This window comes from Erwinia papayae, assembly GCF_058241465.1.
This window is the reverse complement of sequence record NZ_JBZCHT010000002.1, coordinates 93,444-120,109: the sequence shown is the minus strand read 5'-3', so window position 1 is coordinate 120,109 and position 26,666 is coordinate 93,444. Positions and strand designations below refer to the sequence as shown.

Below are 26,666 nucleotides of genomic sequence, written 5' to 3'. Positions count from 1 at the left end.
TTTTCCCCGAGCGGGAGGTCAATTTGATCCCGGATGTATCACAGGCGCTTTCCTGGCTGGAGGCGCACCCTGACGCAATGAAAGGTATTGGTCGTGGTATTGAACGCGAAACGCTGCGTGTCAATTCTGACGGTCATCTGGCCACCACCAGACACCCTGAACTGTTTGGCTCAGCGCTGACCCATAAGTGGATCACCACTGACTTTGCTGAAACGCTGCTCGAATTTATTACGCCAGTTGATGACAATATTGAGCATCTGCTGGCATTCCTGCGCGATATCCATCGTCACGTTGCTCGCGAACTGGGTGACGAGCGGATGTGGCCGATGAGCATGCCCTGCCTGATTGAGGCCTCACAGCATATTGAACTGGCTCAGTATGGTAGTTCTAATATCGGCAGGATGAAAACGCTGTATCGTGAAGGGCTGAAAAATCGTTATGGTGCGCTGATGCAGGTGATATCGGGTGTTCACTATAACTTCTCGCTACCCATGTCCTTCTGGCAGGCGTGGACTGGTAATGATGCAGTGCATATTCAGGATGCCATCTCTGATGGCTATTTGCGGCTGATTCGCAACTACTATCGCTTTGGCTGGATCATTCCTTATCTGTTTGGGGCTTCGCCCGCGATTTGTTCCTCATTTCTACAGGGCAAAGAAACCGCTCTGCCGTTTGAGCGGACTGACAACGGTATGCTCTGGCTACCTTATGCTACCTCTTTGCGTTTAAGCGACTTAGGTTATACCAATAAGTCACAAAGTGGCCTTGGTATTACTTTTAACAATTTGCCAGACTATGTACGGGCACTGAAAGCAGCGATTAAAACGCCATCAGCAGACTATGCGAAGCTTGGCGTTAAAGATACGCAGGGCAACTGGCTGCAACTTAACACCAATGTGTTGCAGATTGAAAATGAGCTTTATGCGCCTGTTCGTCCAAAGCGTGTCACTCGTCCGGGAGAGAATCCTTCTGATGCATTGCTGCGGGGAGGCATAGAGTACATTGAGGTGCGGTCGCTGGATATTAATCCATTCTCCCCTGTTGGCATTGATGAAAATCAGGTGCGTTTCCTCGATCTTTTCCTCATCTGGTGCACTTTAGCCGATGCGCCGGAAATGAGTAGCGAAGAGCTTGCATGCACCCGTACCAACTGGAATCGGGTGATCCTCGAAGGCCGTAAGCCGGGGCTGATGCTGGGTATGGGTTGTGGAGAGGCTCAACATCCGCTCCAGGACGTTGGTAAAACGTTATTCAGGGATTTACGCCGCGTGGCCGAAACGCTGGACAGCCAGCACAGTAACCACCACTACCAGCAGATGTGTGATCGCCTGGAAGCCTCTTTCGACGATCCTTCTCTGACCTTTTCAGCCCGTTTCCTGGATCTGCTAAAAGAAAAGGGGATCGTGGGAACAGGGCTGGCGTTATCTCAGCAGTATCGCCATCAACTGGCTGAAGAGTCATTTGACATCCTGACGGACCAGCAATTTGAGCAGGAAGCGGTTCGTTCAAAGGTTAAACAGCGGGAAATTGAAGAAAGTGATACGCTTGGCTTTGAAGATTTTCTGAAAAGCAGAAGCTGATTGATACAAAAGAAAAAGGCCACATCACTGTGGCCAAATTAACATCTCTGTTGTCAGGGATGATGATAACAAAATGCGCGTCTTTCAAATATTCAGACTCTGCACGACAAAGAAAGTTTCATCGTCGCAAAAATAAATTCATCAGTTGAGGTAACAATATGCCATTGCTGGATAGTTTCACCGTCGATCACACCATCATGGCGGCCCCGGCGGTTCGTGTAGCCAAGACCATGAAAACGCCTCATGGTGACACCATCACCGTGTTTGACCTGCGTTTTTGTAAGCCAAACAAAGAGGTGATGCCAGAACGCGGTATCCATACTCTGGAGCATCTGTTTGCTGGCTTTATGCGTAATCACCTTAATGGTGAAGGGGTTGAAATCATCGACATCTCGCCAATGGGATGCCGCACCGGTTTCTATATGAGCCTGATCGGTACACCAGATGAGCAGCGGGTGGCACAGGCCTGGAAGGGCGCGATGCAGGATGTGTTGAAAGTGTCTGACCAGCGTAAAATCCCTGAGCTGAATGAGTACCAGTGCGGCACTTTTGAAATGCACTCTTTAGATGAAGCGCAGGAGATTGCCCGCCATATCATTGATAACGACATCCGCGTTAACCACAACGACGAACTGGCGTTACCAAAAGAAAAGCTACAGGAGCTGCACATTTAGTTTTGTGCTCGCTCTTTTTACCGTCCCGGAGGGTGGGACGGTAAATTCTTATCGACTTACGTCGTGGATCCCACTGACTCCTTGAGTGATTTTTTCGGCGTGATGCGCACCTGTTTAATCATATTTTCCTGCACGTCGAGAATATCAATTGAGTAATTGCCGATATGCACTGTGGTATTGGGCAATGGGATATCCTCAATGGCTTCCAGAATCATGCCGTTAACGGTCCGCGCTTCCTCTTCAGGCAGTTTCCAGTTAAACGCTTTGTTCAGTTCCCGCACGTTAGCACTACCTTCAATTAATACGGAACCGTCATTTTGAGGCAAAACCTCTTCGGCCAGTGTCGGTGACATCGAGGTGGTGAAATCCCCGACAATCTCTTCAAGAATGTCCTCAATGGTCACCACTCCTTTGATATCACCATATTCGTCCACAACCAGGCCAACTTTCTTCTTATTGCGCTGAAACTTCACCAGCTGAATATTCAGCGGTGTCCCCTCCGGGACATAGTAAATCTCGTCAGCGGAACGCAGCATCACCTCTTTAGTGAACTCTTTTTTCTCGGTCATCAGGCGGTAGGCTTCGCGCACTCGCAGCATGCTGATAGTGTCATCAAGAGAATCACGGTACAGCACGATACGGCCATGCGGCGTGTGGGTCAGCTGGCGAACAATCGATTTCCAGTCATCGTTGATGTTAATGCCGACGATTTCGTTGCGTGGCACCATGATGTCGTCAACGTTAACTTTTTCCAGATCCAGCACCGACAGCAACATATCCTGATTACGGCGGGACATCAGTGAACGTGACTCATAAACGATTGTCCGAAGCTCTTCCTTGCTGAGTGCAGAGTTGACAGCGCCTTCCGTTTTCATTCCCACCAGACGCATCATGATACGGGTAATGGTATTCAGCAGCCAGACCAGCGGCATCATCAGCAGTTGCAGCGGCCCCAGCAGCAGACTGCTGGGAAAAGCGACCTTTTCAGGATACAGGGCTGCAATGGTTTTCGGCAGAACCTCGGCAAAAACCAGAACGCAGAAGGTCAGAATGCCGGTAGCGATTGCCACGCCTTCATCGCCATGAATCCGCATTCCGACAATGGTGGCCAGCGCAGAAGCCAGAATATTTACCAGGTTATTGCCTATCAACACCAGACTGAGCAGCCGGTCTGGACGGCGTAACAGTTTTTCTACCCGGCGGGCAGAGCGGTTACCATTTTTAGCCTGATGACGTAATTTGTAGCGATTGAGCGTCATCATGCCGGTTTCAGACCCGGCAAACCAGGCGGAGACCAGAACCATAATCACCAGAATGACAATCAGGGTCGAAGTTGAAACTTGTTCCAACGAGGCAATTCCTTGTAGTTGAGGATCAGGAAGTCAGAAAGTGCTGCAACATACGGCTGCCGAAATAGGCCATGGTGAGCAGAAGCGCGCCGGCAAAATTGAACCAGGCTACACGTCGCCCCCGCCAGCCTTCATGATAGTGGCCCCAGAGCAAAACGATATAAGTGAACCAAGCAAGGATCGACAGCACCGCTTTGTCGACATTTTCACGGCTGAACAGATTATGCATATAGAACAATCCGGTACAGAGCACCAACGTCAACAGCACCACACCCACCTGGGTGATGTGAAACATCTTGCGCTCAATCGTCATTAACGGCGGAATATCATTGCTGAGCGCCAGCTTTTTGTTTTTCAGCAGCCAGTCGATCCATGCCAGTTGCAGGGCATAAAGTGCGGCAATGATCAGTGTGACATAGGCAAAGAGCGCCAAACCGATGTGTACCAACATGCCCGGCGTGGTTTCCAGATGGGTAATAAAAGCATTGGGTACAAAGGTGGCAAACGCCAGATTAATCAGCGCAAAACTGTAAACAATGGGTAACAGTATCCAGCCACGATTGCGTGAGGCCACAATGGTCATGATGACGCAGATCAGCAGGCTGACCAGTGAACCAATATTCAGCAGGCTGAGATTAAGACCGCTGCCCAGAGCAAAAATGCGCTGATGCAGCGCCACTGCGTGAAAAACCAGCGCTGCGGTGGCAGAAATCACCGCCAGTCGCCGCCAGGTACTCTGCTTACGCAGCAGGCTGGGGATGATCAGAGCAAGACTAAAGGAATAGGCGAGCAGCGCCAGAATCGCAAATACGGACATAAAAAGTTGTCTGGTACCGGTAAGCAAAAAAGCAGTATAACGCCAGCGGCGGTCGGCTCCAAACGATCTCAACGCAGAAGGCTGAGATCGCCATGTCTTCATGCTATCATTCGCACCATTGTGTCGCCTGGCGACCTCTGATTACGTTGAGCGAGAGACGATGTTTGATAATTTAACCGACAGATTGTCGCAGACCCTGCGCAATATCAGCGGCCGTGGACGGCTGACAGAAGACAACATTAAAGACACGCTGCGTGAAGTGCGCATGGCATTACTTGAGGCAGATGTTGCGCTGCCAGTGGTGCGGGAGTTTATCAACCGCGTCAAAGAGCGCGCGGTGGGGCAGGATGTCAACAAGAGCCTGACGCCGGGTCAGGAGTTTGTCAAAATTGTTCAGAATGAGCTGGTTGCCGCAATGGGTGCGGAAAACAACACGCTCAATCTGGCTGCACAGCCTCCGGCTGTCGTGTTGATGGCCGGTTTGCAGGGGGCAGGTAAGACCACCAGCGTGGGCAAACTGGGTAAATTCCTGCGCGAAAAGCATAAGAAAAAAGTGCTGGTGGTTTCTGCCGACGTGTACCGCCCGGCGGCAATCCGGCAGCTGGAAACCTTAGCAGAGCAGGTTGGGGTGGATTTCTGTCCATCCGATCTGAGTCACAAACCGGTTGATATCGTCAAAAATGCATTACAGCAGGCGAAGCTGAAGTTTTATGACGTGCTGCTGGTCGATACCGCCGGTCGTCTTCACGTTGATGAAGCGATGATGGACGAGATCAAACAGGTCCACGCCGCCATTAATCCGGTAGAAACCCTGTTTGTGGTTGATGCGATGACCGGCCAGGATGCGGCCAACACCGCGAAAGCATTTAACGAAGCGTTGCCGTTGACCGGGGTCGTTCTGACCAAAGTTGATGGTGATGCGCGTGGTGGTGCGGCACTCTCCATCCGGCATATTACCGGCAAACCCATAAAATTTATGGGTGTAGGCGAAAAAACCGAAGCGCTGGAGCCTTTCTATCCAGACCGTATCGCCTCTCGTATCCTCGGTATGGGAGACGTGCTGTCACTGATCGAGGACATTGAAAGTAAGGTTGACCGCGCGCAGGCCGAGAAACTCGCCAGTAAGCTGAAAAAAGGCGATGGTTTTGACCTGAACGACTTTCTTGAGCAACTGAAGCAGATGCGCAATATGGGCGGTATGGCCAGTCTGATGGGTAAACTGCCGGGCATGGGGCAGTTGCCGGATAACGTCAAATCCCAGATGGATGACAAAGTGCTGGTGCGGATTGAAGCGATGATTAATTCCATGACCCGCAAAGAGCGCGAGAAACCAGAAATTATCAAAGGTTCCCGTAAGCGTCGTATCGCTACCGGCTCCGGAATGCAGGTGCAGGACGTTAACCGCCTGCTGAAGCAGTTTGACGATATGCAACGCATGATGAAAAAAATGAAGAAGGGTGGAATGGCGAAGATGATGCGTGGCATGAAAGGCATGATGCCGCCGGGCTTCCCTGGCCGTTAACCCCATCGGAATTCACTAAGGCGATTTAGATTGCTTTTTACGCCAAAATGAGTAAAATTTTCGGGCTTTTTATATTGCATCCTGGCCCCGTTCCCTCAATGGGGCCCGGTTGTTTTTTCACTAAAGAGGATGTTATGGTAACAATTCGTTTGGCACGTCACGGCGCTAAAAAGCGTCCGTTCTATCAGGTAGTCGTTACTGACAGCCGTAATGCTGGCAACGGTCGTTTCATCGAGCGCGTTGGTTTCTTCAACCCGCTGGCATCTGGTCAGGCTGAAGCACTGCGTCTGGACCTGGACCGCATTGAGCACTGGGTTGGCCAGGGCGCTACTCTCTCTGATCGCGTTGGTACGCTGATCAAAGAAGCTAAGAAAGCAGCTTAATCTGTCACGGTGGTCAACATGAGCAAGCAACTCACCGCGTCGTCCCCCGCTAACCCATTAGTGTTGGGAAAGATGGGATCGGCTTACGGTATCCGTGGTTGGCTCAAAGTGTTTTCCTCCACCGAAGATGCCGAAAGCATTTTTGACTACCAGCCGTGGTTTATCCAGCGGGCGGGTCAATGGCAGCTTATCGAGCTGGAAAGCTGGAAGCGCCACAATCAGGACATGATTATCAAAATCAAAGGTTTTGACGATCGTGATACTGCTGGTCTGCTGACAAATTGTGAAATTGTCGTGGATTCGAAGCAGTTGCCAGCGCTGGAAAATGGCGATTACTACTGGAAAGACCTTATTGGCTGCCAGGTAGTCACCACTCAGGGCTATGAGCTTGGCAAAGTCACAGAGCTGATGGAAACCGGTTCAAACGACGTACTCGTCGTCAAGGCAAACCTGAAGGATGCATTTGGTGCGAAGGAGCGGCTGATTCCGTTCCTTGATGGACAGGTTATCAAGAATGTCGATCTCACGACCGGCTCTATTGAAGTCGATTGGGATCCTGGTTTTTGAGCTCCGTTCAAAGCGGTAAGACAGCAGTGCAGTCGATGTGGATAGGCATAATCAGCCTGTTCCCTGAGATGTTCAGCGCGATTACTGATTACGGAGTGACTGGTCGGGCAGTAAAAAACGGCCTGCTCAGCATCCAGAGCTGGAGTCCTCGTGACTTTACTCATGACCGGCACCGTACCGTGGACGAACGTCCATATGGTGGTGGGCCAGGGATGTTGATGATGGTGCAGCCCCTACGGGATGCTATCCATGCAGCAAAAGCGGCGGCAGGAGAAGGTGCCAGGGTGATTTATCTTTCACCTCAGGGTCGCAAACTCGATCAACATGGGGTTTGTGAACTGGCGACCAACCAGAAGTTGATTCTGGTATGTGGTCGTTATGAAGGGATTGATGAGCGCGTAATCAAAACTGAAATCGATGAAGAATGGTCGATCGGTGATTACGTTCTCAGCGGTGGGGAGCTACCCGCAATGACGTTGATCGACTCAGTTGCCCGGTTTATACCTGGTGTGCTGGGTAAACAGGCGTCGGCCGAGGAAGATTCGTTTTCCGATGGCTTGCTGGATTGCCCACACTATACCCGACCTGAAGTGTTAGAAGGGATGGAGGTTCCGCCAGTTCTGCTGTCGGGAAACCATGCTGAAATTCGCCGCTGGCGTCTGAAACAGTCGCTGGGTCGTACCTGGCTTAGAAGACCTGAACTTCTGGAAAACCTGGCTCTGACTGAAGAGCAAGCAAAGTTGCTGAACGAGTTCCGTTGTGAATTCAGCCAGCAATATAACGATGATGGACAGTCCCGGCGTTAGCCGCGATGTCTGAATATCAGTTTACCCAGGATAAGAGACAAAGTTATGAGCAACATTATCAAGCAAATCGAACAAGAGCAGTTGAAACAGGACGTACCTTCATTCCGTCCGGGTGACTCCGTGGAAGTGAAAGTATGGGTCGTTGAAGGTTCAAAGAAACGTCTGCAGGCATTCGAGGGCGTGGTTATTGCTATTCGTAACCGCGGTCTGCACTCTGCATTCACTGTTCGTAAAATTTCTAACGGCGAAGGTGTTGAGCGTGTATTCCAGACTCACTCACCTGTAGTTGACAGCATTACTGTTAAACGCCGTGGTGCCGTACGTAAGGCCAAACTGTACTACCTGCGTGAGCGTACTGGTAAGTCTGCACGTATTAAAGAACGTCTGGGCGCTAAAGCAGCATCCTGAGTTAATAGTGAAATAAGGGGCTGACCGCAAGGTCGGCCCTTTTTTTATCTCTGTTTTATTGCCGGTAAGCAGAGTGATTCAACGCCAGAATGATTAACCCTGAGCGGCTTTGATCAGTTCAACTACCAGTGGGGAAAGCTCGTTGCGCAGGGCTGCACGTTCGGACTGAAATAGTGTGGCGACAAAATATTTGTGTTGCGGTAACTCAATGCCGCGGACATCACCTTCAGTATCCCATGCACTGATAACCAGCGGAAAATCACGTAGTTCAGCGATGAAATCCGCATTCATCCCAAAGTTGCAGTGATAGCCTTCATGCGTTGTAAGACGTCCATAAGCCCGGGCGATAACCGTGTCAGGATCGATAATAATATCCCCGGTTTGCTCCACCAGTGAGCAGCTTAATGGACTGATGACTATCCTGCCCGTTGTCTCAGTTTCAGCATGAGCCGCATCACGCCAGCCCATCACATTTTGTGCATATTCCACTACGGCATACTGAAATCCGGCGCACGAACCAAGAAAGGGGACGTTATTTTCCCGTGCGTATGTGATGGCCAGAAATGCGCCGTCATCATTTAAATATGGGCTTCCGGGGACTACCCAGATTGCGTCGAAAGGGGCTAAAACGGCGGTAGAGGTAACAGACTCTGTAGGTAGCCATTCTGCGGTCACTTCGGTATTGAGAGCGTTGGCGGCAAGTTGAAGGGAGGGGGGGGATCGCCTGGTGGGCAACGATGTCAGAACAGAAATCACCGACCAGTGCAATTCGGGTTAAGTTTTTCATCATGACTTCCTGTACAGGTAAAACAGGATGCTACAGCGTGTTATGCACGTTAGCAATCTGGCACGGTAATAAAAATACCGGCTCCCACCGACATCGTATTCAGTCAGGCTGAACGCCACAGGGCCACGGAATCGGCAGTACCCGGAGCCCAGCAGATAACCCAGGCGGTGTGCGTCTGGATACAAATCCACTCCCTGTTTTGATAGCTGACTTTTTCGCCCGCCTGCCAGGTGCCGCCGAGTACCCACTGAGGCAGGCTACTCGCCGTCGCCGTGGTGAATTCCAGCGTATTACCTGGCGTCGAGGTGTTGTCGTCAATGTCGCTGGCGGTAACGAAGTAGCGATAGCTTGTGCTGGCACTCAGCGCGGTATCGTGATAGTCAGAGCGTGAAGCAGGCACGCAGGCCAGCGCGCTGATAATGCCGTTATTTTCGCCGCGATACAGGTTGAAATATACCAGCGGCGCGGTGGCGACCGGCATATGCCATACCAGGCTGATACTGGTTTCCGTTGCCGACACAGAGCGCAGGTTAACAGGTGGCGCAGGGGGGTAAATTTGATGTGACTTTAGTGATTGCTATGATTTCATCACTTAATGCAGTGTGGCGCCCGTCGCCATAAACTGCGCCAACCCGGTAGCGGTACTCTGTGTTTTCCTCCAGACCGGCATCGGTATAGCCGGGCAGAGAGACGGATGCCAGCAGACCATCATTACGGTAGACAATGTATTCCGTAGCCTCATCCCACCTGTTCCATGTCAGAGACACGGAATCAGCAGTGGTTTCTGTAACCACAAGTCCGTCTGGCACCGGGATTTCTGGCGTGGCTTCCCCATTGATGGTGTAATTCAGCGCCGTACGGGCTGGCTGAATAACTCTGCTACACACGACCTTGCCATTGCACATCAGCTTAACCGTGCGGGATTGCTGTGATTCTGCAACGTTGACATGGAATTTATTCATTACTCCACTTCTCAACCGTTTGTTCTCCAGTCTGAAACGGAGCACCTGATTTTCAGACTCAACAATCAGTTGGCAGTCAGTATCAGTTAATTGCGAGGAGGGCTCCTGATACAGATAACCATATGCGCCATGTAGCGCCGGAAGAACAGATGCAGGCAACTTGCCTTCGGGATCGTAATAACCGACCAGGGTTGTTACTGGCACACCAAAATAGACTGGCTTAACAGCAACGCTGTTATCCTGGTAAGTCAGGTTATCAAGCCATTTTCCACCATCTGAAAAAAAGTGTCTTTCTTCACCAGGTCCGGTTTTAACAGACTGACCGTCAGCCACCAGCGTTAGCATATGGCTTGTGGAATTTTCCACACGAATAGTTTTGCCGGCATTCTCCCGGGATGCAGAGGGTAGATGAATGTCTTCTTGCAGGAACTTATCATCGGGTGAAAGGGTAACCAGTTGATAGCGGGCCAGCAGATCGCTCAGTTGTTGCGCACCAAGTTGATTATGACCGGCATAAATACGGCGTGTATCCGCATCTACCAGGATGCATGCTTTCCAGCCAGATTCTTCCGAACGATAGCTCTGGCTAAATCCTTTGGTGACCAGAATCGTTTTGCCATTCAGGTGAAGCTGGCTGTTCCAGCTGGCGTGATGTTCAACAGTGATTATTTTGTGCCTGTTCAACGCGCTGGCTGGTGGAACAGGGATGTTCTGCGCCCAGTTGCCATCAGCCATGTAGACATTGACCACCTGGTGATTGTTAAGCAGCGATGTAAAAGTCTGCTCACTCAATTCCCGGTTTGATATGGTTACCGGGCTGACAACGTTTATTCTGTGCTCGCAGGGCTGCATCCGCTGAGTCGTTGCATCCCATTTTCTGAATCCGGTGAGAGAGTCGGGTGAAAACACCAGCTTACTCTCCATGAATTGCTGGATAATTGCCGCAGTGTAAGGGGTATAAAGCGTGAATCGGTTAATGGGGGCCATTGGTGCACCACCGGCCATGGGATCAAATCCGTAAGAGCGCCCATAAAAAGGGGGCTGGCATCGATCGCCATAGCATGATGGGCGTTGGGTGATTTTTGTTGAGAAGTTTGGCAGGAAATAATTACGATCGCTGTCCCAGCCCCAGGTGGAATTGATTGAGTCGGCTGACTGGTGTACTAAGCCGTCAAAGCCACCGGGATAATGCCCCAGGCCATAATTATGTCCAATCTCATGACTGAATTCATTTCCAGGCGAATCTTCAAGCGTAACTATACCGCCGCCGCCAGACAGGCCGTGGATCACTACACCATTCGCGTAATTACCGCGACTGTTATGGGCGGTAAGTTGAGCGGTGAGATAAGGGCTCCATTCACCTTCACCTTCTGATGAATTGATGCCGTAATTAGCATTATTTATTCCTAACGAGATTAATTCTTTACCGATTCGCTGGCGCATTGTGCCGTCATAAATACCGCCCTGACTGGGATCGAAATCAGTCAACAGCCGACCGTCAGGTAACCTTACTTCGGTCAAATGAATGGACTCGTAATTACTGACAATCATTCTTGAAATGGGAGCGGTCTGGAAATATTCTCTGTGCGCCTCAGTATCATTTTCGAAAGAAAGTTGATTGCGTGGCGTTGTCAGCATACCTGTATCAATGGTATGAATCAGTAACTCTGTTGGTGCTCCGACATTAATATTATCAAGTTGCCCTGATAACCGATCCGCCTCCAGGTTGAGCGATATATCCGGTTTAATCCAGCGTCCGAGAATGTTCAGGCTCCAGGTATTTAATGCATAGGTAATGCCCTAGTTTGCCAGTTCAGCATCGAGAATCCACTGGCCGGAAATATATTTAAAATGAAAAGTACCCCCCTGGATATTATGGTTGTTCGGGCACTGAAGGTAATTGTCGATGTGTAACCTGCGTTAGAAATGAAACGAATTAATTTTCCTTCTGCAACGCCTTTTTCCGGCAAAAAGATATTTCTTGTCCAACGACCATCTGCTGTTCTGATTTCGACAATCGAATGATTCTGCAACTGGGACAGTAAAAAAGCGGCTGTAGGATCACTAAGCAGAGTTAACTGAGCGCTGGTACTTACCGACAGGGTGCTGCCAGGTAAAGGAGAAAAAGTAATGTCGTCAGGAACATTGTTAACGTAGTAAGCGCTCTTTAGCAGTTTTTCTGGTGGCAGAAGGGGGAGTTTGCCAGAGCAGTTACCCGATTGATCGTAAAACGAGACATGTAACTGGCTGAAATGGCCTTGTGGTTTTACCAGCAGCAGTGTTTTGCGTCCTGCAATCAGGTGTGGTTGTTGATAGCCAGATTTCGGACGTGCGGGAATAATCTGACTTTGAACAAATTTAACATTAGCTTGTAATGTTGCTTGCAGGTCATTACTTTTATCGCTTTCATTAAACACCTGTTGCTCAGTATTTACTTTCAAGACATTTTCTGTTTTTTTTCATAGTCAGGCATGATTTAATCCATGATGATGTCATTTTTTTCATTAAAATGATGTGAGTGAAATTTAATGTTTTAAGTGATTTTTTTTGGACTCACGCACAGTGGATTTTTGCTAAGAGATGTGCAACTTTAATAATTCATGGTTTGTTTTAAACATTAGCATCTCTATGAATGCTCTGAAATTACTTTTGTAATGTTGTCTGGATTGTTGTGAGGTGTATTTTCGCATATTATTACTGCCTGGCAGAGAAAGTATGCAGTATTTTATGAGGCATCATTAGCTATTAATGATGTTTTTTTATGACGCTCTTAATTAATATCCCATTGTGCGGGTCAGATACGGATTGATGTGTGGGTTTTTATGGGAGAGATATCTGTAATGATATTTCCTGATATCTTAGTAAAAACGTCTGTATAAGAAATAAATTATAATCTTAACGTAAAAAATAATTCCATTTTTAGCCTGAAAATATCGCTTTAAGCTAAAGCTGAATTAATCATAACCGCCCTTAAGGCGGGTTTTATCATGCCAGTTAATCAACATTTCGTCACTGCGGGCGACGTATATGGTAGATGGCGGTATTTACCGGGCCAGTATTTAACACAATCAATCCATACTGAATGCCGATAAAATCAGCTCCGCATTTTAACGCCACCCGTCGGCTGGCAATATTTTCTTCTGCGGCGAGAATTTCAACGGTATCGCGTTGCGGACTTTGCCAGGCCATCTCCACAAGGTAGCGTACTGCCCTGGTAGCTATTCCCTGGCGCTGCTCGCTGCTGCGTATCCAGTAGCCAATCGAGCAGTGATTGTCCGGGCTGGCGGAATAGCGCAGGCCAGCACTTCCGAGTAAACGGCCATCACTGGCAAAAAGCCCCATTTCATTTGCTTTGCCACTTTCTCTCAGTGTATGCGTGGTGGCAAACCACTGGCGGGCCTCCTGGGTCGTAAAACCTTCATGGGCCCAGGCCAGCCAGGGGGTAAGCGTATCCAGTGACTGATTAACCGCCGCTGCAAAAGCCTCAGCATCCTGATCCTGATAAGGGCGATAAACAATTTTCATGCGTACTTCTCCCTGATATGAATTAACCGTCAGACTGACAATTGCTGTGTAGCCGGGAAGAGGACAATCAGAAAGGGAGCGAGTTGTCATGTAGTGATAAGGCAGACCCTGTGCTCCTTCAGATCACCATAACTTCATATTCTGATATTTACGAATCAGCTGTCGGGTCGTCCAGGAAAGTTTGTTTGAAACCGTGAATCAAGTAAAGGGTGAAGCTGTATGCAGGCCATCTCTCATTCCACAGCATTTTTACCCGTCCAGTGCGAAATTATTGCGGTGATATTGTCAGGGGTGTAAATTAAAATTTACGTTTTTCTTTGGTGTGTTTTTTGTATTTTTAAATAATATATTGTTTTTTATAGAATTTATTTTCTGTTTTTCATTTGTTGGTAATAAAAATGTACATATTAACATTGTGTTTTGTACTCATTCTGATACATTGCTCACCACGCTAAAGGGCATAACGACGGCAACAGGATGACCACCATGCAAAAAGACGCGCTGAATAACGTACATATCGCTGATGAACAGATACTGATTACTCCGGAGGAACTGAAAAAACAGTTCCCATTAAGTGCCGCACAGGCCGGGCAAATTGCCGCTTCACGGCAGGTAATTTCCAACATCATTAGTGGAAAAGATCATCGTTTGTTGGTGGTTTGCGGTCCCTGTTCTATTCACGATACCGAAGCCGCACTGGATTATGCCCGTCACCTTAAAGCGCTCTCAGACCAGTTGCAGGATCAGTTGTATATCGTCATGCGCGTCTATTTTGAAAAACCGCGTACCACTGTGGGCTGGAAAGGATTGATCAACGATCCCTACATGGATAACTCATTCGATATGGAGGCGGGTCTGCATATCGCCCGTCGTCTGCTGTTAGATCTGGTTGATATGGGACTGCCGCTGGCAACCGAGGCGCTCGATCCTAACAGCCCACAATATCTTGGCGATCTGTTCAGCTGGTCGGCGATTGGTGCCCGCACAACAGAATCTCAGACCCACCGTGAAATGGCGTCAGGTCTGTCCATGCCGGTAGGCTTTAAAAACGGTACAGACGGTAGCCTGGGCACTGCAATTAATGCCATGCGCGCAGCGGCGATGCCGCATCGGTTTGTAGGTATTAATCAGAGTGGGCAGGTTTGTCTGTTGCAGACATAGGGTAATCCGGATGGTCATGTGATCCTGCGTGGAGGAAAGCAGCCAAATTACGGGCCGGAAGACGTTGCTCTGTGTGAAAAAGAGATGAGTCAGGCGGGACTCCGTCCTTCCTTGATGATAGATTGCAGCCACGGCAATTCTAACAAAGACTTCCGTCGCCAGTCTGGTGTCGCTGAATCTGCCGTTGCGCAGATTAAAGATGGCAACCGTTCAGTTATTGGCCTGATGCTGGAAAGCCATCTTAATGAAGGCAATCAGTCTTCCGAGCAACCGCGCAGCGAAATGCGTTACGGCGTTTCCGTTACTGATGCCTGCATCAACTGGGAAACGACTGAGAATCTGCTGCGTGAAATCTATCAGGATCTGAATGGAGTGCTGGCGGCGCGCTTGTCGCAAGAGGGTTAATTATGGTGACTGAACTTACCGCGCTACGCGATCAAATTGATGAGGTTGATAAAGCGCTGCTTGATCTGCTGGCCAGACGATTACAGCTGGTTGCCGAAGTGGGTGAGGTGAAAAGCCGCTACGGTTTACCGATTTACGTGCCTGAACGTGAAGCCTCAATGCTTGCTTCCCGGCGCAGGGAGGCTGAGTTGCTGGGGGTGCCGCCGGATTTGATCGAGGACGTGTTGCGCCGGGTCATGCGCGAATCCTATTCCAGCGAAAATGATAAAGGCTTTAAGACTCTTTGTCCTGAGCTGCGTCCGGTGGTTATCGTCGGGGGCAAAGGTCAGATGGGGCGTCTGTTCGAAAAGATGCTTACCCTGTCCGGATATCAGGTGAAAATACTGGATAAAGAGGACTGGGCGCAAGGCGACAAACTGTTGGCGGATGCTGGTATGGTGATTATCAGCGTACCGATTCATCTGACAGAAGAGGTGATTGCTGCGCTGCCGCCGCTACCTGATGACTGTATTCTGGTCGATCTGGCGTCGGTAAAAAACGCGCCATTACAGGCAATGTTAGCTGCACACGGCGGGCCGGTGCTTGGACTGCATCCCATGTTCGGGCCGGACAGCGGCAGTCTGGCGATGCAGGTAGTGGTGTGGTGCGATGGACGACAACCGGAAGCCTACCAGTGGTTCCTTGAGCAGATTCAGGTGTGGGGTGCCAGACTACATCGTATCAGTGCGGTCGAGCATGACCAGAATATGGCCTTTATCCAGGCGCTTCGTCACTTTGCCACTTTTGCCTACGGTCTGCATCTGGCTGAGGAAAATGTTCAGCTTGAGCAACTTCTGGCACTCTCTTCGCCGATCTATCGTCTTGAACTGGCAATGGTGGGAAGATTGTTCGCGCAGGATCCACAGTTGTACGCCGACATTATTATGTCTTCAGAGAACAATCTGGCATTAATCAAACGTTATTATCAGCGTTTTGGTGAGGCGATAGCCTTACTGGAGAAAGGGGATAAACAGGCGTTTATCGAAAGTTTTCGCAAGGTCGAGCACTGGTTTGGAGACTATGCTCAACGCTTCATGTTGGAAAGTCGGACGCTGTTACGCCAGGCTAACGACAGCCGCCAGTAATAAGATCGCTGGCGTGCGCTTCAGAGGCTGTTCTTTTCGTTGCGCTCTGACCAAAAAAAAGCTCCCGCCAGTGGGAGCTTTTTAGTGTCAGTTGCCATGCAGGAAGGATGCTGGCCGCCACGAATAGTTATTCGGCGCTTCCGGTGTTACCTGTTCCACTGGGTTTACGGCGCTTACCGATATTTTTGGTATCACGATGGCGCTTTTTCACCCTGGGTTTTGCTGCTTCACTATCCTTTTCTTTCTTCTCTTTGCGTTTTGCCAGCGCTTTCTTCGATGGCTTTCCATTTTGCTTTTCACTGGGCGCGCGGGTGGTGGGACGCAGTTCGTCAATCACTCGTGCTTTCATCGGCTCATTGATGTAGCGACTGATTTTACCCAGCAGCATATGGTCATGAGCTTCCACCAGCGAAATTGCCGTGCCTTTCTTACCTGCGCGTCCGGTGCGACCAATCCGGTGCAGATAAGTATCGGCCGTGCGCGGCAGATCAAAATTGAACACGTGGCTGACATCGTCAATATCGATGCCACGTGCGGCAACGTCGGTTGCAACCAGCACGTTTACGCGGCCATCGACCACCCGCTTAATGGCTTCGTTGCGCTTGTACTGTTCCAGTTCGCCTTCCAGATAGCTGGTGTTGATGCCGGCTTCACGCAGCCATCCGCACAGCTCATGTACCCGTTCGCGTTTGCGAACAAAAATCACTGAACGGGTTACTTCAGGCTGCTTCAGCAGGTGGAGCAGCAGGGCGGTTTTATGCGTGACATCATCAGCACGGTAATACCATTGCTGGATTTTTTTGCGTTCACGACGTGCCGGATCCGACTCAACTTCCACCGGATCATTTAGCAGGCGTTCAGAGAAATCTTTGATTGCATCGCCTTCCAGCGTGGCAGAGAACAGCAGCGTCTGTTTACGCCAGCGGGTTTCTGCCGCAATGGTTTCAATATCTTGCGCAAAACCCATGTCCAGCATGCGATCTGCTTCATCAAGGATCAGCGTTTCAACCGCCCGGCAGTCGAAATTCTCTTCTTTAATGTACTGCAACAGACGGCCAGTAGTGGCGACCACCACGTCCTGATTTTCGCTGAAGACTTCAGCATGGTTCATGTACGCCACGCCACCGGTAATGGTGGCAATATCCAGATGCGTATGCCTGGCCAGCTCACGAGCATGATCGGCGACCTGCATCGCCAGTTCACGGGTTGGCGTCAGGATCAGAATGCGTGGAGGACCTGATTTTTTACGTGGGAAATCAAGTAAGTGTTGTAGAACCGGCAGCAGATAGGCGGCCGTTTTGCCAGTACCGGTTGGTGCCGAACCGAGAACGTCACGACCCTCCAGCGCTGGCGGGATAGCTGTGGCCTGGATAGCAGTAGGGCGGGTGAAGCCCTTCTCCTGCAATGCAGCCAGCAGGCTTTCATCAAGTTCGAGTTCGGAAAAAGTGGTTACAGTCATGGTCTACCTCAGCTTGGGGCGCTGATTATAGACAGAATGGACAGGATCTTCATCTGTTTGTGTGTTCTGAATAACTTTTCCCCGGCGACCAGTTGTTCTATGCTGGCGCGGTTTACCCTACAGGCCAGATAAATGTCTCAGCAGAAAGTTGCGCTTCGTACTAATGGTTTTACCTTCAAACAATTTTTTGTTGCCCATGACCGATGTGCCATGAAAGTCGGCACTGACGGTGTGCTACTGGGGGCGTGGGCACCGGTTGCCGGAGCTGAGCGGGTGTTGGATATCGGTACTGGCAGCGGTCTTATCGCGTTGATGCTGGCACAGAGAACCTGCGAGGAAACGATCATCGATGCTGTTGAACTGGACGAACAGGCTGCAGGACAGGCGCGGGAAAATGCTGACGCGTCTCCCTGGGCACAGCGGATTAACGTCTGCCAGGCCGATATTTTGTCCTGGACTCAAACATGCAGCCACCGATACTCACTGATTGTCAGTAACCCACCTTATTTTGCTGCGGGCGTCGACTGTGCCACCCCTCAACGTGCTGCGGCGCGCTATACCACTGGTTTGACCCATCACGCGCTGCTGGAATGCGCTGAAGCACTGATTGCCGAAGAGGGCTATTTCGCGGTCATTCTGCCGGAAGCTGCCGGCAACGAGCTGGTCGCTCTGGCACAACAACGGGGCTGGTATCTGCATTTGCGCACAGATATTGCTGACAATGATCGGCGACCACCTAATCGCGTTTTACTGGCGTTATCGCCCAAACCTAGCGAACCCTTTACCGAACGCATGACGATTCGCGGGCCGGACCAACGTTATTCAGAGGCACATTGCAGCCTGACCCGCGATTTTTACCTGTTTCGTTGATCAGGGCACCAGTATCGTGGGTGTTGCTTCAGGTAAGTGGTGAGGGTAGTCCAGCGTGAAATGTAATCCGCGACTCTCTTTTCTGGCCATCGCGCAGCGGACCATCAATTCAGCCACCTGAACCAGATTGCGCAGTTCCAGCAAATTATTTGATATGCGAAAGTGCGCGTAATATTCGTCGATTTCCTGTTGCAGCATAGTAATGCGACGCAAAGCGCGTTCCAGGCGTCGGGTGGTGCGGACGATGCCGACATAATCCCACATAAAAAGGCGTAGTTCGTGCCAGTTATGTTGGATGACCACTCGCTCATCAGAATCATCCACCCGGCTTTCATCCCATGTGGGCAGCGGATATAGCGCAGTCACTGTCTTCAGGTAGTGCTGGAGATCTTCTGCCGCTGACCAGCCATACACCAGACACTCCAGCAGTGAGTTGGAGGCCAGACGATTTGCGCCATGCAGGCCGGTATAACTGACCTCTCCGATGGCATAAAGACCGCTGACATCCGTCCGCCCATGCTGGTCCACCATTACACCGCCGCAGGTGTAATGGGCTGCCGGTACGATGGGAACCGGTTCTTTAGTCAGGTCAATTCCCAGTGTGAGTAGTTTTTCGGTGATCGTCGGGAAATGTGCACGGATGAAATCCGCTGGTTTATGGCTGATATCAAGATACATGCAATCGGCACCCAGCCGTTTCATCTCATGATCGATGGCTCGTGCGACGATATCGCGGGGAGCCAGCTCCGCGCGTGAATCAAAATCCGGCATAAAACGTGAACCGTCAGGACGTCTGAGGTACGCGCCTTCTCCACGCAGGGCTTCAGTCAGCAAAAAATTGCGCGCATCAGGATGAAACAGGCAGGTGGGATGAAACTGATTGAATTCAAGATTTGCCACCCGGCATCCGGCGCGCCACGCCATAGCAATACCATCTCCTGACGCAACATCCGGATTAGTGGTGTATTGATAAACTTTGGCTGCGCCACCGGTGGCCAGTACCACTGCACGCGCGTTGCAGGTCTCTACCTTTTCGCGTTCACGATTCCAGATATAAGCGCCAACAACCCGCCGTTCGCCGGAGAGACCCATTTTATCGGAGACAATCAAATCAACGGCATTGCTACGTTCAATCAGACGGATGTTGGGGTGACGGAGCGCCTGACTTACCAGCGTATTTTCAACGGCACGCCCGGTCGCATCGGCACTGTGCAAAATACGACGATGGCTGTGTCCACCTTCACGGGTCAGGTGCCATGCGCTTTGATTACACTCCGGGCTTTCTCTGTCAAATGACATCCCGTTATCAATCAACCACTGCACGCAGTGCCGGGCATTACTGGCAATAAAAGAAACAGTGTGGCGATCGCAAAGACCATCTCCGGCAGTGAGCGTGTCTGCAATGTGCGACCCGATACTGTCGTTTTCATCAAACACCGCCGCAATGCCGCCCTGAGCATAAAATGTTGAGCCCTCACTGACCGGCCCTTTGCTCAGTACCGTAACCTGATGTTTTTCAGCCAGCCGCAACGCAAGAGAAAGACCGGCTGCCCCGCTACCGATAATCAATATGTCACAACTGTGATTGCAGAGAGGTTTCATGGTGTTTAATTTACTAAACAAACTTTTGCAGAGCATAGCATTCAGCATTGTTCATTTAAAAGCCTTTTTACGTTTTTTCCCTCCGGGCAGGCACTGATGCCAGGGAAAATGGCCAGATGTCTGAGCATTTTCTCATTTTTGAGTAAAAGAAGGTTTAATATTGCGAACAGGTGTGAATCTGTGTGATTTAAAGATGAAAAAACAGTCTTCATGGGTTAATCTGCGGCGTTAACAGGATGCTGCATGCCAGCGTAAGACGAACCAGCAAACAACCAGAGTTAAAAAGCTGGGCGCGCGCAATCCGTCAGAAATCAAAAAAATGGTTGTGGATTTAACCTTATCCGGCATCGGCACCAGAAACAGAACGGCGCAACGGAACTTCACATATGATAATCACTCTAAGCGCATGCTTGCTCAAAACATACGAGTTATTGCGGGGTTTTCGGCGTCGCGTGGAAAAATATTTGGGGAGACATTACCTCGGATGAGCGAGCAGTTAACGGATCAGGTACTCGTAGAGCGAGTCCAGAAGGGAGATCAGAGGTCATTCAATTTACTGGTTGTGCGTTACCAGCATAAAGTGGCGAGCCTGGTTTCCCGCTATGTTCCCTCAGGAGATGTGCCTGATATAGTACAGGAATCATTCATCAAGGCTTATCGTGCACTTGAATCATTCCGTGGAGATAGCGCCTTTTATACCTGGCTCTATCGAATTGCCGTTAACACGGCGAAAAATTATCTGGTTGCTCAGGGACGCCGACCGCCTTCCAGTGATGTTGACGCTATTGATGCCGAAAACTTCGAAAGTGCTGGTGGGCTGAAAGAAATTTCGAACCCTGAGAACTTAATGTTGTCGGAAGAGCTGAAACAAATGGTTTTTCGCACCATTGAGACATTGCCTGAGGATCTCCGTATGGCAATTACTCTGCGGGAGCTGGATGGTCTGAGCTATGAAGAGATAGCCGCTATTATGGATTGTCCGGTTGGCACGGTTCGATCACGAATCTTCCGTGCACGCGAAGCTATAGATAATAAAATTCAACCACTTATCCAACGCTAGCGATAGCGGATACAGGAAGGGTATTGAGGCATGCAGAAAGAACAACTTTCCGCTTTAATGGACGGCGAAACTTTGGATAACGAAGTTTTGTCCGCATTGTCTAAAGATGTCGTGTTGCAGCAAAACTGGGAGAGCTATCATCTTATCCGGGATACGTTGCGTGGCGATATCGGACAGGTTATTCATTTTGATATCTCAGCTCGTGTGGCGGCAGCGATCGAAAATGAGCCGTTAAACAAAACCACCCGGTTGATTCCTGAACCGCAACCGACTCCCCAGCGTTACAGCAGGATGCCGTTCTGGCAGAAGATGCGCCCGTGGGCTGCGCAAATCACCCAGGTTGGTGTTGCTGCCTGTGTTTCTCTGGCGGTAATCGTCGGCGTCCAGTATTATAATCAGCCGCAAAACGGGCAGTCGCAGTCTGATTCTCCGGTATTCAATACGTTGCCAATGATGGGCCAGGCTTCACCGGTTAGTCTTGGCGTACCGTCTGACAGCGCAATAAACAGTAATGCGCCGCAGCAGGTGCAGGAACAGCGCCGTCGCGTTAATGCCATGCTTCAGGATTATGAATTGCAGCGCCGTTTACATTCTGATCAGCTGCATTTCGATCAGAATCCTGCTCAACAGGCTGCTGTTCAGGTTCCGGGTAATCAGTCGTTGGGAATGCAACAGCAGTAATGAAGCAACTCTGGTACGCCGTCGGCCTTATTGCTGGCAGCCTGATTTACTCTCCTGTCGCCCCGGCGGAAACAACTCCCGGGGCGTTGTTGCAGCAAATGGAGCAGGCCAGCCAGTCGCTAAGTTATGAACTTGCCTATATCAATGTCTCAAGACTTGGCATTGAATCGTTACGTTACCGACATGCTGTTTTGAGCAACAAAGTCTATGCGCAACTGTTGCAGATGGACGGGCCGCGTCGGGAGATTATCCAGCGGGGCAACGAAGTCAGCTATTTTGAGCCAGGACTGGCCCCTTTCACTCTGAGCGGAGAGCATATTGTTGATGCACTTCCCTCATTGGTTTATGCCGATTTCCCTAAGCTTGCGGCCTCTTATGATTTTGTACCGGTAGGTCGAACACGCATTGCCGATCAAATCTGTGAAGTTATACGTATCGTGGCGCGTGATGGCACTCGTTACAGCTATATCGTCTGGCTGGACAGTGACACCCGCTTACCGCTGCGTATTGATCTGCTGGATCGTGATGGCGAAACGCTGGAACAGTACCGGGTAATCAGCTTTGCAGTGGATAATGGCGTGCAAAAGATGATGCAGGGGCTGGAAAAAGCAAATTTACCGCCGTCACTCTCAGTACCGGTCAGTACTAATGCTGTTTTCAACTGGACTCCGGGTTGGCTGCCGGATGGCATGAAGGAAGTTATGCAGAGTCGCAGACAGATCCCATCGCTTAATAAACCTGTCGAATCACGGCTGTATTCAGACGGGCTGTTCAGCTTCTCAATAAATGTAACCGCCGCTGATAAAAATAGCGGTTCTCAGCTGTTACGCACCGGACGTCGAACGGTTCAGACGGAAGTACGTAATAATACTGAAATCACGGTGGTGGGCGAATTGCCGCCATCAACCGCCAGACGTATTGCGGACAGTATTAATCTGAGGTCGACACCATGATGAGAGAATGGGCCACGGTGGTTTCGTGGCAGGACGGCATCGCAACGCTGCACAGCGAAATGAAAACGTCCTGCAACAGTTGCTCGGCGCGTAAAGGATGTGGCAGCCAGATGCTGAATAAGCTGGGGCCAAAAAATGCCCACGTCATGAAAATAGCCAGCGCTGAGCCGCTGATACCCGGCCAGCGCATTGAACTGGGTATTGAAGAGAAAAGTTTACTCAGTTCAGCACTGCTGGTTTATATGACCCCTTTACTTGGATTATTTCTCTGTGCAGGGTTGTTTCAGATGCTTTTTCACACCGACACCGCCGCAGCATTTGGTGCCCTACTGGGCGGTGTTGGCGGCTTTATCGTGGCTAAAGGTATTTCTATATGGTTGAGTAAATCCAGCTCATTTAAGCCGGTAATTTTGAGCGTCTCTTTACCGCCCGACGTACTGCACGTTCAGTCATAATGCTTATTTCCTGGCTGTCGTAAAAGCGGCAGCCAGGGATTTTCCTTTCTTCTGATTTGAAAATACCTGCCCACAGCCCACAGCCCACAGCCCACAGCCCACAGCCCACAGCCCACAGCCCATTGCGACCGCTGCGCAAAATTCACACTCAGTTTGAAAGCTGGGAAATTTTCCTGAAAATATATGAAATTTTCTGACACATATTGTTTTAATTTTAACAACATCGTAGCATGCTGGCTGTTTATTGATAATGATTATCATTAGGGTTGACTGCGGGGGTGTTATGTCATTGTTTTTGAAAAGGTGTGGTGTTGTTTTAGCCGGTCTGCTGATGGCTGGCAAGGTGTTAGCTGCACCGTTTGTGGTGGAAGACGTTAGTGGGCGCAAGGTAGAAATTAAATCAGAAGTTAAACGTGTTATTCTTGGCGAAGGTCGGCAGATTTTCCTGCTGGCAGCATTTGATACTCAGGACCCCTTCAAACGTGTGGTGGGCTGGCGTGACGATCTCCCCAAAGCCGATTTCGACAGCTACCAGAATTACAAAAATAAATATCCGCAAATCGTGAAATTACCCACCTTTGGTGGGGCAAAAGAGGGCACCTTCAACGTTGAGCAGGCGCTGACCCTCCATCCTGATCTGGTGCTGATGAACCTTGAGTCCAAAGCGGCAACAGACGAAGGCAAACTGATTGAAAAACTTGATCAATTGGGTATCCCGGTGGTCTTTATCGATTTTCGTGAAAAACCATTCGAAAATGCGGAAAAAAGCATCAGGATTATGGGCCAGCTGGTTGGAAATCCGCAGCGCGCTGAAGAAATAATTGCATTTCGTAACAAACAGATAGCGATTGTGCAGGACCGACTCAAAAATTATCACGGCAAACGTCCAACGGTGATGATCGATCGTGCAGGCGGCTACACAGACGAGTGCTGCATGTCATTTGGCGATGAAAACTTTGGTCGGATGGTGGAAGTGGCCGGTGGGAGCAACATTGCGAAAAACCTGATCCCAGGTACTTTCGGCACCCTCAATCCGGAGCAGATAATCAGTGCCCGGCCCGACGTGGTGATTGTGACTGGCGCAAACTGGAAAAATTACAACACGGCAAACGGCTGGGTGGGTGTTGGCCCGGGTGCCGATCTTACCGTGGCGAAACAACGCCTGACTGCATTAATGGCTCGCCCTGCGTTCAGAACATTACCGGTCGCCACCAATGGCAATGCGCATGCCATCTGGCATCAGTTCTATGACAGCCCGTATAACTTCGTTGTGATTCAGGTTATGGCGAAATGGTTACATCCCGATCTTTTTGCCGATATTGATCCGGACGCCACCTTCCGTGAATTTCATCAGCGCTTTTTGCCGCTCAGTTACCAGCCTGGTTATTGGGTAACATTGCCTGCTACGCACTAATTCTGTTGGCAGAATGCACAGGCTCTGACGAGTTAAAGGCTGCTCCGGCAGCTTTTTTTACGCCTGCTACTGGAGCCTTTTTTCATTTAGCCATTCAGGTAACGTGTCGTTGAACATCTTCCTCCACCCTTTCAGGCAATATCACAGAATCTGACACTTTCAGATCTATGTGAATTCTTTCGTGATGGGGACTAACAGTGTAAGATGCGTGCTCATTGAAGGCGGGTGGGCAGAAGTTAAGGTTAATGCTTGTCCCGACCGCAGGAATCGAACCGTACGTTTAAGCGAAAAAATTCATATAAATGAAGCATATAAGAAACTTTTCTATCATTGCTCACATTGACCACGGTAAATCGACGCTTTCCGATCGTCTGATTCAGATTTGTGGTGGTCTTACCGAACGCGAAATGGCCGCTCAGGTTCTGGATTCAATGGATTTGGAGCGCGAACGCGGTATTACCATTAAAGCGCAAAGCGTAACGCTCGATTACCATGCGCCAGACGCTGAAACTTACCAGCTCAATTTTATCGATACGCCGGGCCACGTGGACTTCTCCTATGAAGTTTCCCGTTCGCTGGCGGCCTGTGAAGGCGCACTGCTGGTAGTTGATGCCGGGCAGGGCGTGGAAGCGCAAACGCTGGCGAACTGCTATACCGCGATGGAAATGGATCTGGAAGTGGTACCGGTGTTGAACAAAATTGACCTTCCGGCAGCCGATCCTGACCGCGTTTCCCAGGAAATAGAAGATATCGTTGGCATTGATGCCACCGACGCGGTGCGTTGCTCAGCGAAAACCGGTATCGGTGTACCTGATGTGCTGGAACGACTGGTACGCGATATTCCGCCCCCGGAGGGTGATCCGCAGGGGCCATTGCAGGCCCTGATCATCGACTCCTGGTTCGATAACTATCTTGGCGTGGTTTCACTGGTACGTATTAAAAACGGCTCTCTTCGTAAAGGCGATAAGGTCAAAGTGATGAGCACCGGGCAGACCTACAATGCCGATCGCCTGGGGATTTTCACGCCTAAACGTGTTGACCGCGACGTCCTGAATTGTGGTGAAGTAGGCTGGCTGGTTTGTGCCATCAAAGACATCCTGGGCGCGCCGGTCGGGGATACTCTTACTCTGGCGCGTAATCCGGCGGAAAAAGCCTTACCGGGTTTCAAAAAAGTGAAGCCGCAGGTTTATGCCGGGCTGTTCCCCATCAGTTCTGATGATTATGAAGCCTTCCGTGATGCGCTGGGCAAACTCAGCCTCAACGATGCCTCGCTTTTTTACGAACCAGAAAGTTCTACCGCGCTGGGCTTTGGTTTCCGTTGCGGGTTCCTTGGCCTGCTGCATATGGAGATTATTCAGGAACGCCTTGAACGTGAATACGATCTGGACCTGATTACCACGGCACCCACGGTTGTTTATGAAGTGCTGACCACCTCCCGTGAGACGCTGTACGTTGACAGTCCGGCCAAGCTGCCGCCGCTGAACAACATTGAAGAACTGCGCGAGCCGATAGCGGAATGCCATATGCTGCTACCGCAGGAGTACCTGGGCAACGTGATTACGCTGTGCATCGAAAAACGTGGTGTGCAGACTAATATGGTTTATCACGGCAATCAGGTGGCGCTGACTTACGAAATCCCAATGGCGGAAGTGGTTCTGGACTTCTTTGACCGGTTGAAATCTACTTCGCGTGGCTACGCATCACTGGACTATAACTTCAAGCGCTTCCAGGCATCTGACATGGTGCGGGTAGACGTGTTGATCAACAGCGAGCGTGTTGATGCACTGGCTCTCATCACTCACCGGGACAACTCGCAATACCGTGGGCGTGATCTGGTGGAAAAAATGAAGGATCTGATTCCGCGCCAGCAGTTTGATATTGCGATTCAGGCAGCGATTGGTAACCACATCATTGCCCGTTCTACCGTGAAACAGCTGCGTAAAAACGTACTGGCGAAATGCTATGGTGGCGACGTCAGCCGTAAGAAAAAGCTGTTGCAGAAACAGAAAGACGGTAAGAAACGTATGAAGCAGGTCGGCAATGTAGAGCTACCTCAGGAAGCGTTCCTTGCTATTCTCCATGTCGGTAAAGACAGTAAATAA

At 50.2% G+C, this 26,666-nt stretch carries 23 protein-coding genes and 2 pseudogenes; 16 read left to right on the top strand and 9 right to left on the bottom strand.

Going from position 1 to position 26,666, the window contains the following annotated elements:
• Positions 1-23: 23 nt before the first annotated feature.
• Both gshA and luxS read left to right on the top strand, forming a co-directional pair.
• Positions 24-1,580, top strand: coding sequence for a glutamate--cysteine ligase (gene gshA / locus AC3RPL_RS00605; RefSeq protein ID WP_490738594.1), 1,557 nt, complete (start codon positions 24-26; stop codon positions 1,578-1,580).
• Between the two features lie 158 nt (positions 1,581-1,738).
• Positions 1,739-2,254, top strand: coding sequence for an S-ribosylhomocysteine lyase (gene luxS / locus AC3RPL_RS00600; protein WP_034938434.1), 516 nt, complete (start codon positions 1,739-1,741; stop codon positions 2,252-2,254).
• A gap of 56 nt (positions 2,255-2,310) precedes the next feature.
• Here luxS and AC3RPL_RS00595 read toward each other — a convergent pair whose 3' ends face one another.
• On the bottom strand, positions 2,311-3,603 hold the full coding sequence (locus tag AC3RPL_RS00595; RefSeq protein WP_490738593.1) for an HlyC/CorC family transporter: 1,293 nt from the start codon (positions 3,601-3,603) through the stop codon (positions 2,311-2,313).
• A 25-nt stretch (positions 3,604-3,628) separates the two neighbouring features.
• Entirely contained in the window at positions 3,629-4,420 is a 792-nt protein-coding gene (locus tag AC3RPL_RS00590) for a cytochrome C assembly family protein (RefSeq protein ID WP_490738592.1), read from the bottom strand.
• A gap of 160 nt (positions 4,421-4,580) precedes the next feature.
• On the opposite strand from AC3RPL_RS00590, the gene ffh reads away from it, so the two are divergent.
• From ffh to rplS, 5 genes are all read left to right on the top strand, one after another.
• Entirely contained in the window at positions 4,581-5,942 is a 1,362-nt protein-coding gene (ffh, locus tag AC3RPL_RS00585; RefSeq protein ID WP_490738591.1) for a signal recognition particle protein, read from the top strand.
• Positions 5,943-6,076: 134 nt separating this feature from the next.
• Entirely contained in the window at positions 6,077-6,325 is a 249-nt protein-coding gene (gene rpsP / locus AC3RPL_RS00580) for a 30S ribosomal protein S16 (protein WP_490738590.1), read from the top strand.
• A gap of 18 nt (positions 6,326-6,343) precedes the next feature.
• Positions 6,344-6,892 carry a ribosome maturation factor RimM gene (rimM, locus tag AC3RPL_RS00575; RefSeq protein ID WP_034938427.1) on the top strand — a complete coding sequence of 183 codons (549 nt, stop codon included), beginning with the start codon at positions 6,344-6,346 and terminating at the stop codon, positions 6,890-6,892.
• A gap of 35 nt (positions 6,893-6,927) precedes the next feature.
• Positions 6,928-7,698, top strand: a complete 771-nt coding sequence (trmD, locus tag AC3RPL_RS00570; protein WP_052018847.1) for a tRNA (guanosine(37)-N1)-methyltransferase TrmD — start codon at positions 6,928-6,930, stop codon at positions 7,696-7,698.
• A gap of 45 nt (positions 7,699-7,743) precedes the next feature.
• Entirely contained in the window at positions 7,744-8,106 is a 363-nt protein-coding gene (gene rplS / locus AC3RPL_RS00565) for a 50S ribosomal protein L19 (RefSeq protein WP_034938423.1), read from the top strand.
• A gap of 93 nt (positions 8,107-8,199) precedes the next feature.
• Here the strand turns inward: rplS and AC3RPL_RS00560 are convergent.
• The 5 genes and pseudogenes from AC3RPL_RS00560 to AC3RPL_RS00540 all read right to left on the bottom strand — a co-directional run bounded on the left by AC3RPL_RS00560 (position 8,200) and on the right by AC3RPL_RS00540 (position 13,380).
• A pseudogene (locus AC3RPL_RS00560) lies at positions 8,200-8,896 on the bottom strand (CTP synthase C-terminal region-related (seleno)protein).
• 100 nt (positions 8,897-8,996) lie between these two features.
• A complete protein-coding gene (locus tag AC3RPL_RS00555; protein WP_490738589.1) occupies positions 8,997-9,413 on the bottom strand; it encodes a carbohydrate-binding protein in 417 nt (138 codons plus the stop codon).
• A gap of 10 nt (positions 9,414-9,423) precedes the next feature.
• Positions 9,424-11,592, bottom strand: a complete 2,169-nt coding sequence (locus AC3RPL_RS00550) for a M66 family metalloprotease (RefSeq protein WP_490738820.1) — start codon at positions 11,590-11,592, stop codon at positions 9,424-9,426.
• Between the two features lie 44 nt (positions 11,593-11,636).
• Entirely contained in the window at positions 11,637-12,296 is a 660-nt protein-coding gene (locus AC3RPL_RS00545; RefSeq protein WP_490738588.1) for a hypothetical protein, read from the bottom strand.
• A 568-nt stretch (positions 12,297-12,864) separates the two neighbouring features.
• Positions 12,865-13,380, bottom strand: coding sequence for a GNAT family N-acetyltransferase (locus tag AC3RPL_RS00540; RefSeq protein WP_261639927.1), 516 nt, complete (start codon positions 13,378-13,380; stop codon positions 12,865-12,867).
• 486 nt (positions 13,381-13,866) lie between these two features.
• On the opposite strand from AC3RPL_RS00540, the pseudogene AC3RPL_RS00535 reads away from it, so the two are divergent.
• Together AC3RPL_RS00535 and tyrA are read left to right on the top strand one after the other, a co-directional pair.
• A pseudogene (locus AC3RPL_RS00535) lies at positions 13,867-14,946 on the top strand (3-deoxy-7-phosphoheptulonate synthase).
• Positions 14,947-14,948: 2 nt separating this feature from the next.
• Entirely contained in the window at positions 14,949-16,070 is a 1,122-nt protein-coding gene (gene tyrA / locus AC3RPL_RS00530; protein WP_490738587.1) for a bifunctional chorismate mutase/prephenate dehydrogenase, read from the top strand.
• 127 nt (positions 16,071-16,197) lie between these two features.
• Here tyrA and srmB read toward each other — a convergent pair whose 3' ends face one another.
• Positions 16,198-17,529 (bottom strand): ATP-dependent RNA helicase SrmB, encoded by a 1,332-nt coding sequence (gene srmB, locus AC3RPL_RS00525; RefSeq protein ID WP_034938413.1) that lies wholly within the window; start codon positions 17,527-17,529, stop codon positions 16,198-16,200.
• A gap of 132 nt (positions 17,530-17,661) precedes the next feature.
• Here srmB and trmN point away from each other — a divergent pair, with 132 nt between their 5' ends.
• Positions 17,662-18,399 (top strand): tRNA(1)(Val) (adenine(37)-N(6))-methyltransferase TrmN, encoded by a 738-nt coding sequence (gene trmN, locus AC3RPL_RS00520; protein WP_490738586.1) that lies wholly within the window; start codon positions 17,662-17,664, stop codon positions 18,397-18,399.
• On the opposite strand, the gene nadB is transcribed toward trmN, so the two are convergent.
• Positions 18,400-20,001: an L-aspartate oxidase gene (gene nadB, locus AC3RPL_RS00515; RefSeq protein WP_490738585.1), complete on the bottom strand. Its 1,602-nt coding sequence runs from the start codon at positions 19,999-20,001 to the stop codon at positions 18,400-18,402.
• Positions 20,002-20,485: 484 nt separating this feature from the next.
• On the opposite strand from nadB, the gene rpoE reads away from it, so the two are divergent.
• The 6 genes from rpoE (at position 20,486) to lepA (ending at position 26,666) form a co-directional block, all read left to right on the top strand.
• Positions 20,486-21,061, top strand: a complete 576-nt coding sequence (rpoE, locus tag AC3RPL_RS00510) for an RNA polymerase sigma factor RpoE (protein WP_034938411.1) — start codon at positions 20,486-20,488, stop codon at positions 21,059-21,061.
• A gap of 30 nt (positions 21,062-21,091) precedes the next feature.
• Positions 21,092-21,742, top strand: coding sequence for an anti-sigma-E factor RseA (gene rseA, locus AC3RPL_RS00505; RefSeq protein ID WP_490738584.1), 651 nt, complete (start codon positions 21,092-21,094; stop codon positions 21,740-21,742).
• A complete protein-coding gene (gene rseB, locus AC3RPL_RS00500; protein ID WP_261639932.1) occupies positions 21,742-22,695 on the top strand; it encodes a sigma-E factor regulatory protein RseB in 954 nt (317 codons plus the stop codon). The genes rseA and rseB overlap by 1 nt, the downstream gene beginning before the upstream one ends.
• Positions 22,692-23,150, top strand: a complete 459-nt coding sequence (gene rseC / locus AC3RPL_RS00495; RefSeq protein WP_490738583.1) for a SoxR-reducing system protein RseC — start codon at positions 22,692-22,694, stop codon at positions 23,148-23,150. The genes rseB and rseC overlap by 4 nt, the downstream gene beginning before the upstream one ends.
• Before the next feature lie 283 nt (positions 23,151-23,433).
• Entirely contained in the window at positions 23,434-24,564 is a 1,131-nt protein-coding gene (locus tag AC3RPL_RS00490; RefSeq protein WP_490738582.1) for an ABC transporter substrate-binding protein, read from the top strand.
• A 302-nt stretch (positions 24,565-24,866) separates the two neighbouring features.
• Positions 24,867-26,666: a translation elongation factor 4 gene (gene lepA, locus AC3RPL_RS00485; RefSeq protein ID WP_490738581.1), complete on the top strand. Its 1,800-nt coding sequence runs from the start codon at positions 24,867-24,869 to the stop codon at positions 26,664-26,666.